This is a genomic window from Paraburkholderia monticola (genome assembly GCF_001580545.1).
Classification (GTDB): Bacteria; Pseudomonadota; Gammaproteobacteria; order Burkholderiales; family Burkholderiaceae; genus Paraburkholderia; species Paraburkholderia monticola.
The window spans coordinates 504,477-519,851 of record NZ_LRBG01000037.1; the positions used below are offsets into that span (position 1 = coordinate 504,477).

The window sequence follows — 15,375 nt, forward strand, 5'->3', positions numbered from 1 at the left end:
GAGGCAGCTTACTGCGCTGCGCGACCTTCTTGCGACGAGCCGCTGGTCACACCGCCGACCGCGCTGTTTTGCGCAGCGACGCGGGCTTCAGCAGCCTGAATGTTCCCCGGGTATTCGTTCGGGTTCGAACGTGCCGGGTTGTAGCCGGCCTTTTCGATCTGGACGAGCTCTTCACGAACTTGCGCGCGGGTCAGCGGCTGGTTCGATTGAGCGAAAACGGCAACCGGAGCAGCGAGGGTAGCGGCGATAACGACAGCTTGAACGAGGGATTTCATTTTTAACTACCTCCAGGTTTTGTCTTGTTAGGCTGCGAAACTCATTTGTTTGCAGCAGTGATGACAGTCTAGGGGGCGCGGGAACTAGGGTAAATACCTAATTTCCGAACTCACTGTTTCTATATTTAAAACAATCTTGAGAGAGTCACGCCGTCGAGCATCGATTTCCGAAGCGATCGGCGGCGGGGACGTCAGCCGGCTGACAGGGCTTGCACGAGCAGCAAGCCTGCGCCGCCGATGGCGAGGGCGCCGATCGCTCGTGCGATGCGCGCGCCGTCCGGTGCAATACGCTCGACGGTGATGGCGGCCGTCACGGCGGCCATCACGCGCAAATCCATCGTGCCGACGCTGAGCAGTATTGCGGTCAGCCCCGCGCAGCAGTGGCCGCAATCGATACCGATGCGCAGACCGTAACGCCAGGCGCTCGCGGCATCGGCGGCGAGGTTTGGCGTCGCGCGACAGCAAGCGAGGCGGTGCGCCTTCCACGCGCTGAACTGCAACGCGCCAGCGAGCAATACCACCGCGCTGACTGCGAACGGCACCGAACGCGCGAGCGCGGGCCAGCGCAGTTCGAGCGCCGCGAGCGGCGCGCCCAACGCAAACACAGCCGCGCCGACGGCGGTCCAGACGACGCCATAGCCGCCGCTCACGAGCATCGTCAGCAGGGCCAGGCGTCCCGCCCTGGCACGCGAGCCGACCGCGTCGCGGTAACGCAGCAGCGTCGGCACCAGCGACGGCAGCATCATCGCCGTCATCATCACGATCCACATGCCGATGAACGATGCCGCGACGCGAGCCCATGTGCGCCCGCAGGTCGGCATCCATAGCGTCGACATCGACCAGCCGCCGGGCATCGGCACCGCGCCCATCGCCGACATCGACGCGTTGTGCGCCACGGTCATCGCCACACTCGCGACGAACAGCAACGCACAGACGCCGACGAACCCGCGCTGCGACGAGCCGGGCACGCGCCGCGTGACGAGGCGCTGCCCGCTCGCGCAGGCAGCACGCACGAGCGGGCTCATGACCGCTCGTACTCGTCGTGACGACGCCACCAGATGCCCGTCTCGTTGCGGCCCTTCGGCGCGCGATCGAGCCACTGGTACATGCCCCACAGGCCATCGACGCCGCGCGCGTAAGTCGAGTACGTGTGATAGATGACGCCGTCCTCGAGCACGAACGCGCTCATGCCGGGCCGGTCGCGCGTGTAGGTGGCCGCGTCGGTGCCGCAAGTCGCCGCGAACTGTACGACCGGTTCGGGGGCGGGCGTCATATCCATCGCGTGGCCGCTGCGCTCGTAGTTGTACTCGATACTGCCTTCGCGCTGCTGCTCCTCGGTAAATGAAACGTTGAAGTCGAGATTGAATTCGCCGTTGGCCGACGACGCCCACGGAAACGTCCAGCCCATGCGCCGTTTGTACGTCTGCAGCTTCTCGAGCGGCGCGCGCGATACCGCCATCAGCATCACGTCGTGATTCGCGAGATGCACGGCGAAGCCGGCGAAGCCGTCCGCGATCGACGAGCACGACGGGCAGCCCGCCTTGTAGTCGGGGCCGAACATGAAGTGGTAGACGAGCAGCTGCGAACGTCCTTTGAACAGATCCGCGAGCGATGCGCTGCCTTCGTCGGTTTCGAAGCGATAGGTCTTGTCGACTCGTACCCACGGCAGCGCCTGGCGCTGCTGCGCGAGCTCGTCGCCGTGTCGTGTGTAGGCCTTTTCCGCGTCGAGCAGCGTGCGTCGTGCGGCGAGCCACTGTTCGCGTGTTCCGATCGGATGCGTGGTCATGGTGGATTCCTCCGGGTGTCGTGCCGTGCCGCGCGAGCCCTTGCCGCGACGGCTTCGGCGACGGTTGATGGTCATGCTAGATTAGCGACGGACAACGACCGGATGGGAGTGACAAGTGTGGCGGGATTTGCTTGATGCATTGACGTGCTGCGCGCGGATTCACGACCCGTGGACGCACTGATCACGGCGGCGGCGCGCGCGCTGGCGGCCGGCGATCCGCTCGGCGCGCTCGACCGCGTCGCATTGCGCGACGACGCGCCGGCGCTCGCGCTGCGCGGCATCGCGATGGCGCAGCTCGGCGACTTCGTGCGGGCGAAAGCGCTGGTGCGCGGTGCCGCGCGTGCCTTCGGCCCGCAGCACGCGGTGGCGCGCGCGCGATGCGTGGTCGCCGAAGCCGAGATCGCGCTTGCGTCGCGCGATCTCGCATGGCCCGCCCGAACACTCGATAGCGCGACCGCCACGCTCGACTCCCATGGCGATCGCGTCAATGCCGCGCATGCGCGCTATCTGGCGGCGCGGCGTCTGCTGCTGATCGGCCGTCTCGACGAAGCGGAGCGCAAGCTCGCCGCTGTCGATCCCCAGCCGTTTCCGCCCGCATTGCGTGCCGCGCATCAGCTGGTCATCGCGGGCGTCGCGCTGCGGCGTTTGCGCAGCCGCGCCGCTCGCGCCGCGCTGACGCGAGCCGCAGACGCGGCTCGCGAAGCCGGCATTCCCGCGCTGATCGCGGAAGTCGAAAGCGCGTCATTGGCGCTGAATAAACCGGCGGCGCGCAGGATCGCACACGGCGAAGCAGAACCGATCCTGCTCGACGATGTCGAGACGCTCCTGAGCTCGAACCAGGCGGACGGCCCGCTGATCGTCGACGCTTGCCGCTATGCGATCCGCGACGCGAACGCGACGGTCGTGCTGGCAAGCCGACCGGTGCTGTTTGCGCTCGCTCGCATGCTCGGCGAGGCATGGCCCAACGACGTGCCGCGCGACACGCTCGTCGCGCGCGCATTCCGCGCCAAACGCGCCGACGAATCGCATCGCGCGCGGTTGCGCGTCGAGATCGGCCGCCTACGCGCGGCGCTCGGCACGCTCGCGAGCGTCAGCGCGACGACGCGCGGCTTCGCGCTCGCGCCGCGTCAGGCGCGCGAGGTCGTCGTGCTGGCGCCGCCGGTCGAAGGCGAGCATGCGGCGCTGCTCGCGTTCCTGTCGGACGGCGAATCGTGGTCGAGTTCGGCGCTTGCTCTCGTGCTCGGCGCCAGTCAGCGTACCGTGCAGCGCGCGCTCGACGCGCTTGCGGCCGCGGGCAAAGTACAGCCGGTGGGCGAGGGGCGCGCGCGCCGCTGGATGACGCCGCCGCTTGCCGGATTCGCGACGGCTTTGTTACTCCCTTCCCCGTTCCCTTCGTGATTAGGATGACCACCATGAACCGCTCAGCCGCCAGAATCGTCCGCGAATATGGGCCCTTTACGGGCGTCGATAAAGTGCACGGCGTCACCTACGACGGCCGGCAGGTGTGGATCGCGACCGGCGAAAGCCTCGCCGCGATCGATCCCGCGAGCGGCGAGACGCTGCGCTCGATCGCGGTGGCCGCCGACGCGGGCACGGCCTTCGACGGCGAGCACCTGTTCCAGATCGCGCACGGCCGCATCCAGAAGATCGATCCGCAAAGCGGCCGCGTGCTAGCGACGATCGCCGCGCCCGGCGACGGCGGCCAGTCGGGGCTGACATGGGCCGAAGGTTCGTTGTGGATGGGTCAATACCCCGAACGAAAGATCTATCAGATCGATCCGGACACGGGCGCGGTGCTGCGCACGATCGAATCGAACCGCTTCGTGACGGGCATTACGTGGGTCGACGGCGAACTATGGCATGGCACGTGGGAAGGCGACGAGAGCGAGCTCAGACATATCGATCCGCGCAGCGGCGAGGTGCTCGAGAGCGTCGAGATGCCGGCCGGCGCGGGCATCTCCGGACTCGAATCGAACGGCGCGGATCTGTTCTTCTGCGGAGGGGGCGGCAGCGGGCTCGTTCGAGCGGTGCAACGTCCCGCGCGGGAGAGTGGCGCGGAATTGCCGGTCGATTCGACCAGCGAGTAAGTGATGATCGATGACGCGAGGAGCGCGGCGTCGTGGTCCTTATTGCGTTCCCGCCGCGCTCAGCCCCGTGCTCGCGAAATAGATCGCGAGGAAATATAGCAGCACATACAGCGCGTAGGTCTGTCCATTGCCGGTATAGACGCGCCGGATCCACGCCGCCGACACCAGCGCGAAGTGCGAGATGCCACGCCAGAAGATCTGCGCGACCGGCGGCACGGTGCGGCTCAACATCGGCCGGTAGAAGTGGTAGAAATCCGGAGCGTTGCGCGCGTTGCCGCGCCGGCTGCGATAGTACAGAACGCCGAGCCCGAACACGATCGCCGTGACGACCAGCACGACGATCACGACCGGCGTCGGATTCCAGAACCCGTAGATGCTTTCCAGCGACATGCCGCCCCACACCAGCGTCGCCGCGAATTGCGGATCGATCGCGGCCGACACGGGCTCGAGCAGCACCTTCGGAAAGAACGACAGGATCACGATCCCGACCACGAACAGAAACTGCGGCACCAGCAGCATGATGGGCGCCTCGCGCACGATCGGCCGCTGCGTCGGGGGCAGCTTCAGGAAGATGCCGTTCAGGAGACGCAGCATGTACAGAAAGCCAGCGCAAGTCGCGATCAACCCGCACACGGCGAGCCCGTACCAGCCCTTGTCGGTCATCGCGCTCAGCAGCAGCCACTTGCCCCCGAAGCCCATCAGCGGCGGCAGGCCCGACATCGACACGAGCGCGATCACGACCATCGCGAAGGTGAGCGGCATCTCGCGCGCGAGGCCGCCCACATCGGCGAAGTTGCGCGTGCCGGTGCGCAGAATCACGCCTGCGAGCGCGAGGAACAGGATGCCCTTCACGAACATGTGATTGGCGACCAGGTACAGCGCGGTGACCCAGCCGAGATGGCTCATCAGTCCGATCGCGGTGACGATATAGCCAAGCTGGCTCATGCTCGAGAGCGCGAGCATGCGTTTGAAGTCGTTCTGCCGCAATGCCATCAATGCGCCGACCAGCGTCGTGAGCATGCCTATCCACGTCATCAGGTGCGCGAGTTCGAGGCCGACCTCCGAGCGTATCGTCAGATAGGTGCCGATCAGCAGGCCGAACATCGCGACCTTGCTGACCACCGCCGACAGCATCGCGGTCACGTCGTCTTCCGCCTCGGTGTAAGCACCCGGCAGCCACACGTGCACGCCGATCGCGCCGGCCTTGATCAGGAAGCCGGCCGCGAGCAGCACGAACGCGCGGTTCGCTTCCGGTCCCGCGTGGATCAAGGCCGATAGCGAGATGGTGCCGTCGATCGCCGCAACGTTGGCGAAGCCCGCGAGCAGGAAGAACGCCGCCAGCAGCGAAAACAGCAGAAAGGTCAGCACATGCGGTCCAGCGCGCCGGCACTTCGCGATCAGGAAGCACGACGACAGCGTGATGATTTCCCAGCTATAGAAGAACTCGAGCGTCGTCGATGAACGCAAGAGCGCCGGAATCGACAGCGTCAGGACGACGAGCATCGGATAGAAGCCGGCGCGCACGTCGTCGCGATAGAGACTTGCCGCGGCGATCACGAGGCTGCCCGCGAGCAGCAGCCACGTGAACAGTCCGCCGATGCCGCCCGTGCCCTCGCACAGCAGACTGCCGATCAGCGCGATCGCGATCAGCGCGAGCACGCCTTTCACGCGCCCCGGCAGACGATCGGCCGCATAGAACAGCGCGCCCGCCATGAGCGGCGAGAAGATCCACACCGACGCGACACCCGAGAAGACGGCCGCCATGTAGGCCGCGGCGATCAGCAGCACCGCGACGCCGAACAGCGGCACCAGCGCGACGACTTTGGGACGGGATTTGGCTTCATGGTCGGACGGAGTGAGCGCGCGCACGAACCAGTGGAACATATAGCCTGCTTCGAGCAGCGAACCGGTCAGGATCAGCACGATCCAGTACGGCTTGCCGGCAGCGGTCAGGCGCATGACGAGTTCCCACTTCGCCCAGAAGCCGGGGAACGGCGGCAGCCCCGCGATCGCGACCATGAAGAGTCCGAGCAGGCCGATCAGCAGCGGGCTGCGCGACAGGATCGCGCGGGCATCGTCGCCGTGCCGTCGCAGCACGCCGATCAGCCAGAAGAGCCCGGCCTTCGCAAACAGATGGTTGATGAAGAGGCCGCCGACGACGAGCGGAATCGACTCCTCCGCGCCGACCTGGCGCAGCAGTGCGAGCGACAGCATCATGAGCGCCATTTGCCCGATCGACGAATAGCCGAGCACGCGTTGCGGCTTCGTCTGCTTGATCGCGAGCAGGTTCGAGAACAGGAACGTGATGCCGCCCGACACGGCGAGCAGCGTGAGTTGGCCGTCGAACAGCGGTAGCAATTTGAACAGCGCGAAAAACACGCCCGCCGATACGCCGACCGACACCATCGCGGCGACGCCGCTCGGCGCGGTCTCGTAGACGTCGAGCCCCCAGCCGTTCGCCGGAAACGGCTTCAGCTCGATCACGAGACTCGCGAACACGAGCAGGATCGCGGTCGTGCCGATCGGGCCGCCGAGCTGGTCGCGCACCGCCAACAGCTGGTCGATGTTCAGCGTGCCGCTCACGTAGTAGAGCAGCACCGCGCCGAGCAGAAACAGCGTCGAGGCGATCACGGTCGCAAAGATGTACTTGAACGCGGCCGAGAGCGCGGCGGGCGTGCGGTCGAGCCCGAACAGGCCGTACGTGGCGATCGACACGATCTCGAGAAACACAAACAGGTTGAACAGATCGCGGGTCATCACCATGCCGTCGATGCCCATCACGAGAATCAGGTACAGCAGCAAGGCCGCGTAGTTGCCGCGCAGACGGTCCCACAGATGCAAGGCGCCGAGCAGCGCGACCAGGTTGACGCTGAACGTGAAGAAGCCTTCCCACAAGCCGAAGCGCAGGTTGATCGACACCGGCGGCAGCGAGCCCGCGGTCAGCACTTCGATCGTGTCGCCGCCGTCGAGCACGCCATAGAACGACACGGCGGACACCACCACGATGCCGCACAGCGCGAGGAAAAAGCCGAGCGTGAGCCACGGCTTGCCGAGCCGGTACAGCAGCGGAATGGCGAAGCCGCCGCCGAGCCCGAGAATGAAGATATGCAGCGGATGAAAGAGCGCGGCTACCATTTCGACTCGGTGAAGGCGTCGATGGAAAGGGTCTTTTTGGCGGCGTAAAGACGGATCGCGTACGACAGCATGATGGCGGTGACCGACAGCCCGATCACGATCGCCGTGACGACGAGCGCCGATGGAACCGGATCGATCGCGCGGTGCGCGGCGGCGGACTTGCTGAGCGCCGCGTCGATGATCGGCGCGGTCCCGCCCGTGATGTAGCCGGTCGCGACCATCACGATGTGCAGCCCCGTGTCGATCACCGCGAAGCCGATGATGATGCGCAGGATGTTGCGGTGGGTCAGCATGCCCCACAGGCCGATCAGCGAAAGGCAGAAGCCCGTGATCAGCAGGATCTTCGAAACCGGGATGCCCATGTGCTTGTTCCCTCGTTCAGCTTCTGAACCGGTCGATGATGACGCTCAGCTCCGCGCCGACCTTGACGCCGAGCAGCGCGGAAATCAGCGGGATCGCGCCGGCGCTGAAAAACGCGCCGAACTCGCCGCGCGGCAGAAAGCGCGCGTCGAGAAAACCGCCCGCCAGCACGAGGCCCAGAATGCCGATGCAAACGTAGATAACGCCCGCCAGCGATTCGATGACGCTCAGCAGCGCGACGTTCAGCGTCGAGCGGGGCCGCGCAAGCATCATCAGCATCACGGCGGACGCGACGATCGCGCCGCCCTGGAAGCCGCCGCCCGCCGACAGGTGGCCGTTGACGATCACGTAGCCGCCGAAGGTGAAGATCATCGGCAGCAGCACCTGCTTGCCGGTATGCACGATTTCGCCGGCGGGGCGTCGCGCGCTAGTGGTTTCGTCTGTTGCAGCGGCGGATGTCGGCTGGCTTTCTTCTTTGAGCAGCAGGCCAACGCTTGCCGCCACCATGAACAGCACCGCGACTTCGCCGAGGGTGTCGAAGCCGCGATAGGTGATCAGAATGCCGGTCACGATGTTCGGCGCGCCGAGTTCGACCGGCCCTCTGACGACGTAATACCAGGCGAGCGGGCGCAGCGCCTGCAACTCCGTATAGCCGCCGACGAGCCGCCAGAACACGACCGCGAACAGCAGCACCGTCAGCAGCGCGAACGCGCGACGCATCATGATTCCGCCTCCCCCGCGGTGCGCCCGTCTTCATCGGCGAGCGCGTCGGTGACCGTGGACGACGTCATCGGCGTGCGGATCAGCCAGGCGGCGCGCGACAGCGCGTGCGAGGACACCGGGTTGGTCACGAGCACGAAGTAGATCAGCAGGATCAGACGGAAGGTCCAGTTCGGGTGATAGAACGCGAGGCCGATCAGCACCAGCATGTTGCCGAGCGTCGATGCCTTGGTGCCGGCCTGGATGCGCGTGTACGCGTCCGGCATGCGCAACAGCCCGAGGCCGGCGGAGAACAGAAAGACGGCGCCCACGAGGATGAACACGCTGCCGATCAGTTCGAACATGCGCTAGCCCTTCTGATAACCGGTTTTGCGGATCGCGTACAGAAAGATGAAGGTCGCGAGTCCCGAGCCGATCGCGGCCTCGGCCATCGCGACGTCGGGCGCGGCGAGCAGCAGGAAGGCGATCGCGGCGAACAGGCTCGCGAGCCCCGAGCTCACCATCGCGGCCAGCAGATTCTTCAGGAAGACGGCCAGTACGCCGCTCACGAGGATGCTCGCGCACATCAGCAGCAGGAGCAGTTCGAGCATGGCTCACAGCCCCCTTTCGAGAAAGCGCGCAATCGCCAGCACCGCGAGAAAGCTCAGCAATGCGTAGACGAGCGCGACGTCGATATAGACGAAACGGCCGGAGACCTGCGCGTACAGCGCGATCAGCGACAACGAAACGACCGTCAGCATGTCGATCGCGACGATGCGGTCGACGAGGGTTTTGCCGATCACGAGACGGATCACGCCGAACAGGATCGCGAAGAAGATCAGCACGGCGGCGATCCGGAGCATGATCTCAGCCAAAGACCTTCTCCAGATGCTTTTCGAACGGCGCGACGAGTGCCTCGGTCGCTTCGTCGATGTCGGTCGTCTTCACGTCGAGCCAGTGGATGAATAGTATGTCGTCCCGAATATCCATCACGAGCGAGCCCGGTGTGAGCGCAATCGAATTGGCGAGCGCGAGACGGCCGAGCGGTGTTTCGAGGCGGGTGCGAACCTTGACGATGCCGGGCTTGATGTCGATACGAGGCGAGTACACCAGCGCCATCATGTTCAGATTGGCGCGCACGAGTTCGACGACGAAGGTCGCGCTATATGCGATGAAGTGATAAAGCGCGCTCGGTGTCAGACGTAGACGCTGCCACGCCTCGCTAGACGATACGAAGACATGCGCGATGACGAAGGTAATGACGAGACCGACGAGAGCGGGTTCGACGGCGAGCGACGCATTGGCGATCATCCAGATGACGAACAGGACGACCCAGAGGCCGAGCATGCCCCGAGGAACAAACGACGACACCGGTTTTCCGTTGTTCGAAGCCATGTCATCGGTTCCAGGAGGAGGCCCTGCGGAAAATTCTATGTGACAACGTATGGCAAAGCAACCGGCGCACGGTTGCCCACCGGTGGTCGCTTTAGCGGGTGAATACGCTAGTCGGACAGGAAGAAGGCTGTATGAATGAATTAGTGTTATTGCGATCTTTTCAATAAAATGGCGCGCAAAAAACCGACGCTGATCCGTGCTCATTCAATGAAACGAGAGTGTCATGGCGTACTAAAGCAGGCTCGGCAACGCAGAGCAATGTTAAATCTCTAACCGGCGCGCGCCGCTCGGGCTGCCGGTGCTTGGCGCCCGTTCTATGCGCGCTCCGCATGAATTGATTTTTTTAATGAATTTGTGCGAACGCGCGGTTCACGGTCGAATGTCGGGTTTTTCGCGGTCTGCGTGTGTCGCCGGCCGCCTGTTTGTAGTCTTTTAAAAGACCGATAAGGAGCAGAAATGAAAGCCATGCTGGCAACCCTGACGATTGCGCTGTTGGCCGTATCGTCCGCGAGCGCAATCGCCAAGGACTGGCCGACGCTGCGTTTCGGCGTCGACGCGAGCTATCCGCCGTTCGAGTCGAAAGCCGCCGACGGCAAGCTCGTCGGCTTCGACATCGATCTCGGCAATGAGATTTGCCGGCGGCTCGACGCGAAATGCCTGTGGATCGAGAATTCGTTCGACGGCATGATTCCCGCGTTGAAGGGCCGCAAATTCGACGGCGTGCTGTCGACGATGTCGATGACGCCCGCGCGCCAGGCGCAGATCGCCTTCTCGTCGAAGGTGTTCCGTATTCCGACCCGTCTGGTCGCGAAGAAGGGCTCGTCGATCGAGCCGACGCCGGAAGCGCTGAAGGGCAAGCACATCGGCGTCGAGCAGGGCTCGATTCAGGAAACCTATGCGAAGACGTATTGGGAGCCGGCAGGTGCCGTGATCGTGCCGTATCAGGATCAGGATCTGGTGTATTCGGATCTGCTTGCCGGCCGCATCGACGGGTCACTGCAAAACGCGGTGCAAGCCGAAATCGGCTTTTTGCGCACACCACGCGGCAAGGATTTCGCATTCGCCGGCAATCCGCTTTATGACGCGAAAACGCTCGGCAGTGGCACGGCAATCGGTTTGCGTAAAGAAGATGTCGATCTGAAGGAGAAAATCGACAAAGCCATTGCCGATATGCGCGCCGATGGCACCTACGACCGCCTTGCGAAAAAGTATTTCGATTTCGACGTGTACGGTCAGTGAGTCGGAACCCCGCGGTACGTGGCGCGGCAGGCTTCCGCTTACAAAAGTAAGCGAACAGGCGAGGGGGCACAGCGTGCCCCCTCGCCTCGTTCGTCTACGCTGCGAAATCCGCAGCCATGTCGGCGTCGGTGCGCGCTTCCAGTTTGCCGCTGCGGCACGCTTGGCGGAATATCTCGTAGTCCTTTTCGACCTGGTCCGCGTACGCGCGCGAGTAGAGGACCAGCGAATCCGTCATCTGATCGCCGTTGCCGAGATAGGCGTCAACCTCGGTGGCGACGCCGCCGGCTTTTGCATGAGCCCGCGCGAGCACCCAGCCACACATGGCTGCGTACTGGCGGAAGGTGTCTTTCGCAAACAGCTCGAGCGTCGCCGAGATCTTCATGTCGCGTAGCTGACGGCCGTAGATCGAGCGCCCGAACGGTCCCGTGGTCCAGCCGAGGAACGGGTCGCTCGCGCCCTGCATGAGCCGCTGCCCGTCGACGACACGCTGCCCCTGGTGCTTCGGCCCCGGTGCCTTGAAGTAACGCGACACGACCGAGGTCGACGCTTCCTTGAACTGGATGAACAGGGGCTTCTCGTGCTGATCGACCATCAGCAGGATCAGGCAGCGCGTGCCGACGCTGCCGACGCCGACCACCTTGAACGCCATGTCGTGCATCGAGAAGTGATCGAGCAGCGTGCGGCGCACCGTGCCGAGGGAGTTCAGATAGTGCGCGAGGATCGGCGCCATCAACGTGCGCCAGTCGCCGAGGCCGACCCAGTCGTCCTTGTGCGTGAACAGCGTGTTCTTGCCGTGCACGTGGAACACCGTGGGCGGCGCGTCGCGGATTTGCCAGAGGCCCTCGCGCTTGCTTGCGAGCTTCGGCAGGATCGTCTCGTGCGTGCGGCGCGACGCCTTCGCGATGCTGTTGCGAATGCGTTCACGCGCGTCGGCGGTGGGGGAGATTTCCTCGAGACGCGCGAACGTGATCAGCTCGCACCAGAGTTCGAGCGGACTCATCTGCGCGTATTCCGAGGTCCAGTGCTGATAGCTCTGCATACACGACGCGACCGTTTCGTCCGCGAGCCGATCGCCGTGGCCGAGATGCCGGACCGCGATATAGAGGCTCGCCACCAGACGCTTGAGGTCCCATTCCCACGGTCCGACCGCGGTTTCGTCGAAATCGTTGATGTCGAACACGAGCGCGCGCTCGGGTGTCGCGAAGCCGCCGAAATTCATCAGGTGGCAGTCGCCGCAGATCTGGAAGTGAAAGCCGCTGTTCGCGGTCTTCGCAAGGTCGTGCGCCTGGATGATCGCGCTGCCGCGATAGAACGTGAATGGCGATGCGAGCATGCGGCCGTAGCGCAGCGGCACGAGGGATTCGACGCGTCCGCGGCTGCTTTCGCGCAGCAGGCGGACCGGATCACGCCGGATGTTGCCGATGTCGGAGTTGGCGCTGCGCGGCGTGTTCTTGCGTGCATTGCGGCCGACTGCGCGGCGATCCGCGAGCGTTTCGGGTGGCGTCATCGTTTGCCCCTTGGAGATGCGGCGTCATTCGATTCGTTTTGCGGTGCGGGTGCCGGGAACAGCGGTGAACGACGGTCATGCCTGCTTGCACTCTAGCGTGTCTGCGCGGTGATTGCCATAGCGGGCGGCCCGCTATGTGCTTGCAGGTGTGGGGTGCGGCACATGCGCGGCGGCTGAGCGCTTGCTGTTGCGCCGGAGGAAGACAGACGCCGCGTTGACGCGGCGTTCGAGTGTGCAAGCGCTATGAAACCCGGGCCCGTTTCAACGCTACGCCGCGGGTTCCTCGTGCCGCACGTTGACCATCCACGGCACGCCGAACCGGTCGACCAACGTGCCGAAGCCGCTGGTCCAGAAAGTCTGCTGGAACGGCATCGTGACCTGGCCACCGTCCGACAGCGCGTTGAAATATTTTTCGCCGGAGGGCTGGTCGTCGGCCGTGACCGACAGGCTGAAGCCCGCATGCACGGCGGCGTCGCCTCGGCATTCGCCATCCGACATCAGCACGTGCGTGTTGCCGATGACGAGGGTCGCGTGGAGGATCTTGTCGACGTGTTCGGGCGGCACCGGACGCGCGGGATCGGGCGGCGCGTCTTTCATGCGCAGCTTCATCAACTCCTGCGCGCCGAGCGCCGAACGATAGAACGCAATGGCTTCCTCACAACGGCCATTGAAGAACAGATACGGCTGAATTTCCATGCTGATTTCCTGAGATGGTCGAGGGGTACCGGATGATTCTATCAGCGTAATTTTCGCGCCCGGACGTCCTCAAAGTTCGCGCGGAACGCTACGCTTCATGCCTTCGTGGCATGACTGCCGGCATTGGCCGGATAAGCCTCCTGCAACGCGATCGAGCCCGTCTCGAGCAGCGATTTGAGGTTGGACATGATCTTCGGCCAGCCGCCCGAGACCGCCTCGATGAATTGCGAAGGATCGCGCTCGATCATATGCGTGAGCGTCAGCTTGACCGCCGTTCCGCTCGGTTCGAGTTCCATCGTGCAACGCGAATCGCCTTCGGCTTGCAACTCGGGACGTCGCTGGTGCCGCCAGCGGATCACGAGGCGCCGCGGCGGCTCCGCCTCGATGATCTCGCCGGCGTCGAAAGTCTCCCCCGTGCTCGACACGAGCTTCCACGACGAGCCCGCCGTCCATTCGCTGTCGCAGTGCATGCCGAACCAGTACTGCCTGATGAACTCCGCGTCGGTCAATGCCGACCACAGCTGCTCCGGCGTGGTGCGGATATAGGTCACGTAGACGAACGTCGATCTAGTCATTGCCTCTCTCCAGGCGTCGTTTCAGGGATGAGAGCGCCTTCAGGCGCGGCTTTTCGAACTTGGCAATCCAGCGCTCGTAGATCTGTTGCAGCGGCACCGGATTGAGGAAGTGCAATTTCTCGCGCCCGCTGCGTGCGGTAACGACGAGGTTCGCCGCTTCCAGCAGACCCAGATGCTGCGTCACGCCTTGCCGCGTCATGTCGAGGTGTTCGCACAGGTCGTTCAGGGTCTGGCCGTCGTGCGCGTGCAGCACGTCCAGCAGCTTGCGACGGCTCGGATCGGCGAGGGCTTTGAACAGCAGGTCTGTGTCGTCGGGACGCTCGGCCATGAATGGCTATAGGCAAGTAATCTGTTGCATTTACTATAGGCAAGAGATTGCTTGCATGTCAAGGTGACGTGTGGAAACTGACGATCAAAATATCGGGGCACAACAAAGTCTGCGGGATCTGAGACTCGTCGTTCGGGTGCAACAAAGTCTGCGGCAATGGGAAAAATCGTGGCGCAGCGCAAAATTGTTTTATTACAAAACTATCGAGTTTTCTGCTCAGATAGTTTTCTGCTTTGCGCGGTGACGGGATGATGTGCGATCAGATGGTTAGATGTCGCGGCTGCGAGCGCGGAACTGAAGCAATTCGTGCGACCTATCGACCGGTTGAATCCGCATCCGAAACCCGACTCAGCAACGACACATAAAACGTTCGTCAACATAAATGGCGGGTTGCGGAAGTGCCGGACCCAGTCTACGGGATGTACTGACTTTCCTCTGACAGGCGACCACCGAGCGCTTCTGCATGGGCGCCGTTTAAATGGATTTGACTCGGATCGTTTAACACTTGTCGCCTATCAATGTTTCACGGGCGTCCTGGGCGCTGATGCAGGCGCTGATTGTGCTGTCTCGATGCCAACGGACAATCTGCGGTAGCAGCGATAGCAGAAACAACTAGTTGCGAGGCTTCGTCCTCAGGAGGAGAACGTCGTGTCATTTAGCGTGGGGACTTGTTGACGTCAAACAGGTTGAGGAAAGGCCGCTTTTGCGAGCACGTTGCCCCAGCTTCGCGCGATATCGATCCAGTCAACACTCGAATGGCTTCGTCGGAAAGTCCGTTAAACATCGGCTCAAGGGTCAAGAGGAGCAATCGAATGAACGCAAGCGAGTTACAGAAACTAGGTCATGCCTTGGATGCGGGTTGGCTCATGGCGTTGTGGTTAGCGATTCATGGTGGCGACCCACCTCCGCAGGAGCAGGTGATCGGGGAAAACGAATCACTGGATTTATCAGCTCTGGCTTTGGTCGCGCGCCTTAGTGAACTTTATCCTGAAGCAGACAAGACTCCGGGTGCGGCGCTAGCCAACCTTGCGAAACTCGGCTTCAAGGTCACTGTCACTATGGCTGACGATAGCAAGGTCCAATTGCACGGCCCTGATGACGTCAAGGCACTGATGGCCACAATGTCGGCCGCAGGCGCGAACCAGCAAGGACCCTATAAGAGGATCTGCATCTGGAACCAGTATCTTGGTCAGGTGTGCAAGATCCTTTATCAAACGCATTGGTCCTAGGCCACCGCCCGTTCCTGAAGGCTGATGCCCGGGATGCAGATGCTGCGCGCTTGACCTCACGCAC

The 15,375-nt window shown here is 63.5% G+C and carries 18 protein-coding genes; 4 read left to right on the forward strand and 14 right to left on the reverse strand.

Annotated elements, in window-relative coordinates; genetic code table 11:
* Window positions 1–8: 8 nt before the first annotated feature.
* The 3 genes from CI15_RS26255 to CI15_RS26265 all read right to left on the reverse strand — a co-directional run bounded on the left by CI15_RS26255 (window position 9) and on the right by CI15_RS26265 (window position 2,061).
* Window positions 9–275 (reverse strand): DUF4148 domain-containing protein, encoded by a 267-nt coding sequence (locus CI15_RS26255; RefSeq protein WP_062133356.1) that lies wholly within the window; start codon window positions 273–275, stop codon window positions 9–11.
* A 191-nt stretch (window positions 276–466) separates the two neighbouring features.
* On the reverse strand, window positions 467–1,300 hold the full coding sequence (locus tag CI15_RS26260; RefSeq protein ID WP_062133359.1) for a DUF2182 domain-containing protein: 834 nt from the start codon (window positions 1,298–1,300) through the stop codon (window positions 467–469).
* Window positions 1,297–2,061: a DUF899 domain-containing protein gene (locus CI15_RS26265; RefSeq protein WP_062133362.1), complete on the reverse strand. Its 765-nt coding sequence runs from the start codon at window positions 2,059–2,061 to the stop codon at window positions 1,297–1,299. Before CI15_RS26265 ends, CI15_RS26260 begins: the two co-directional genes overlap by 4 nt.
* A gap of 168 nt (window positions 2,062–2,229) precedes the next feature.
* Between CI15_RS26265 and CI15_RS26270 the strand changes: the two genes are divergently transcribed.
* Window positions 2,230–3,459: a hypothetical protein gene (locus CI15_RS26270; RefSeq protein WP_062134199.1), complete on the forward strand. Its 1,230-nt coding sequence runs from the start codon at window positions 2,230–2,232 to the stop codon at window positions 3,457–3,459.
* A 14-nt stretch (window positions 3,460–3,473) separates the two neighbouring features.
* A complete protein-coding gene (locus CI15_RS26275; RefSeq protein ID WP_062133365.1) occupies window positions 3,474–4,148 on the forward strand; it encodes a Vgb family protein in 675 nt (224 codons plus the stop codon).
* A gap of 39 nt (window positions 4,149–4,187) precedes the next feature.
* Here the strand turns inward: CI15_RS26275 and CI15_RS26280 are convergent, their stop codons facing one another.
* From CI15_RS26280 to CI15_RS26310, 7 genes are read right to left on the reverse strand one after another with little or no spacing between them, the layout of a single operon-like run.
* Complete coding sequence (locus CI15_RS26280) at window positions 4,188–7,283, reverse strand: complex I subunit 5 family protein (RefSeq protein WP_062133368.1); 3,096 nt, start codon at window positions 7,281–7,283, stop codon at window positions 4,188–4,190.
* Window positions 7,277–7,645 (reverse strand): sodium:proton antiporter, encoded by a 369-nt coding sequence (locus CI15_RS26285; RefSeq protein WP_062133372.1) that lies wholly within the window; start codon window positions 7,643–7,645, stop codon window positions 7,277–7,279. Before CI15_RS26285 ends, CI15_RS26280 begins: the two co-directional genes overlap by 7 nt.
* 16 nt (window positions 7,646–7,661) lie before the next feature.
* The gene (locus CI15_RS26290; RefSeq protein WP_062133374.1) at window positions 7,662–8,366 is read right to left on the reverse strand and encodes a Na(+)/H(+) antiporter subunit B; all 705 of its coding nucleotides are present in this window, start codon (window positions 8,364–8,366) and stop codon (window positions 7,662–7,664) included.
* The gene (gene mnhG / locus CI15_RS26295; RefSeq protein WP_062133377.1) at window positions 8,363–8,707 is read right to left on the reverse strand and encodes a monovalent cation/H(+) antiporter subunit G; all 345 of its coding nucleotides are present in this window, start codon (window positions 8,705–8,707) and stop codon (window positions 8,363–8,365) included. The genes CI15_RS26290 and mnhG overlap by 4 nt, the downstream gene beginning before the upstream one ends.
* A gap of 3 nt (window positions 8,708–8,710) precedes the next feature.
* Window positions 8,711–8,953 (reverse strand): hydrogenase subunit MbhD domain-containing protein, encoded by a 243-nt coding sequence (locus CI15_RS26300; protein ID WP_062133381.1) that lies wholly within the window; start codon window positions 8,951–8,953, stop codon window positions 8,711–8,713.
* A 3-nt stretch (window positions 8,954–8,956) separates the two neighbouring features.
* Window positions 8,957–9,217, reverse strand: coding sequence for an MrpF/PhaF family protein (locus tag CI15_RS26305; protein WP_018422733.1), 261 nt, complete (start codon window positions 9,215–9,217; stop codon window positions 8,957–8,959).
* Window positions 9,210–9,737, reverse strand: a complete 528-nt coding sequence (locus tag CI15_RS26310; RefSeq protein WP_062133385.1) for a Na+/H+ antiporter subunit E — start codon at window positions 9,735–9,737, stop codon at window positions 9,210–9,212. The genes CI15_RS26305 and CI15_RS26310 overlap by 8 nt, the downstream gene beginning before the upstream one ends.
* Window positions 9,738–10,193: 456 nt before the next feature.
* Here CI15_RS26310 and CI15_RS26315 point away from each other — a divergent pair, with 456 nt between their 5' ends.
* Complete coding sequence (locus CI15_RS26315) at window positions 10,194–10,976, forward strand: ABC transporter substrate-binding protein (RefSeq protein ID WP_062133388.1); 783 nt, start codon at window positions 10,194–10,196, stop codon at window positions 10,974–10,976.
* A 94-nt stretch (window positions 10,977–11,070) separates the two neighbouring features.
* Here CI15_RS26315 and CI15_RS26320 read toward each other — a convergent pair whose 3' ends face one another.
* The 4 genes from CI15_RS26320 to CI15_RS26335 form a co-directional block, all read right to left on the reverse strand.
* On the reverse strand, window positions 11,071–12,483 hold the full coding sequence (locus tag CI15_RS26320) for a DUF2252 domain-containing protein (protein WP_062133391.1): 1,413 nt from the start codon (window positions 12,481–12,483) through the stop codon (window positions 11,071–11,073).
* A gap of 267 nt (window positions 12,484–12,750) precedes the next feature.
* Window positions 12,751–13,179 carry a VOC family protein gene (locus CI15_RS26325; RefSeq protein ID WP_062133394.1) on the reverse strand — a complete coding sequence of 143 codons (429 nt, stop codon included), beginning with the start codon at window positions 13,177–13,179 and terminating at the stop codon, window positions 12,751–12,753.
* A gap of 95 nt (window positions 13,180–13,274) precedes the next feature.
* Window positions 13,275–13,754 carry an SRPBCC family protein gene (locus CI15_RS26330; RefSeq protein ID WP_062133398.1) on the reverse strand — a complete coding sequence of 160 codons (480 nt, stop codon included), beginning with the start codon at window positions 13,752–13,754 and terminating at the stop codon, window positions 13,275–13,277.
* The gene (locus CI15_RS26335) at window positions 13,747–14,082 is read right to left on the reverse strand and encodes an ArsR/SmtB family transcription factor (RefSeq protein WP_062133410.1); all 336 of its coding nucleotides are present in this window, start codon (window positions 14,080–14,082) and stop codon (window positions 13,747–13,749) included. Before CI15_RS26335 ends, CI15_RS26330 begins: the two co-directional genes overlap by 8 nt.
* 812 nt (window positions 14,083–14,894) lie before the next feature.
* On the opposite strand from CI15_RS26335, the gene CI15_RS26340 reads away from it, so the two are divergent.
* Window positions 14,895–15,311 carry a hypothetical protein gene (locus CI15_RS26340; RefSeq protein ID WP_062133413.1) on the forward strand — a complete coding sequence of 139 codons (417 nt, stop codon included), beginning with the start codon at window positions 14,895–14,897 and terminating at the stop codon, window positions 15,309–15,311.
* The last annotated feature ends 64 nt before the right edge of the window (window positions 15,312–15,375 follow it).